Origin of the sequence: Streptomyces bambusae (genome assembly GCF_020532645.1) — a bacterium.
In the GTDB taxonomy this organism is placed as follows: domain Bacteria; phylum Actinomycetota; class Actinomycetes; order Streptomycetales; family Streptomycetaceae; genus Streptomyces; species Streptomyces bambusae.
This window is the reverse complement of record NZ_JAJAUZ010000155.1, coordinates 1-493: the sequence shown is the minus strand read 5'-3', so window position 1 is coordinate 493 and position 493 is coordinate 1. Positions and strand designations below refer to the sequence as shown.

Annotated in this window: 1 protein-coding gene; it reads left to right on the top strand. The window is 77.7% G+C overall.

The features are described 5' to 3' along the window. Window positions 1–493 (top strand): KR domain-containing protein (locus LG634_RS37610; RefSeq protein ID WP_226741050.1); only part of this gene is annotated, 493 nt, incomplete at both ends.

Genomic DNA, 493 nt, shown 5'->3' with positions numbered 1-493 from the left:
GGCCGGTACGTACGGCACCGCCGGGCAGGGCAGCTACGCGGCCGCGAACGCGTCCCTCGACGCCCTCGCCCAGCACCGTCGCTCGCTCGGCCTGCCGGCCGTTTCGATGGGCTGGGGTGCCTGGGCGGACGACGGCATGGCGGCGGCCCTGTCGGCCACGGACCTGGCCCGGCTGGCCCGCACCGGCATCGGTGAGCTGGACCCCGCCGCCGGCCTGGCCGCCTTCGACGCGGCCTTGGCCCTCGACCTCCCGCACGTGGTTCCGATGGTCCTCGACACCCAGGCCCTGGCCGCGCGCGGCGACGACGTCCCGCACCTGATGCGCGGCCTGGTGCGGCAGGCGGGCCGGCGGGCGGCGCAGGCGGGTGCGGCGGCGGCCGGAGCCACGGCCGGCCGGCTGGCCGGCCTGGCACCGGAGCAGCAGGAGGAGTTCCTGCTCGACCTGGTACGCCGTGAAGTGGCGGCCGCGTTGAACTACGCGGGTGCCGAGTCC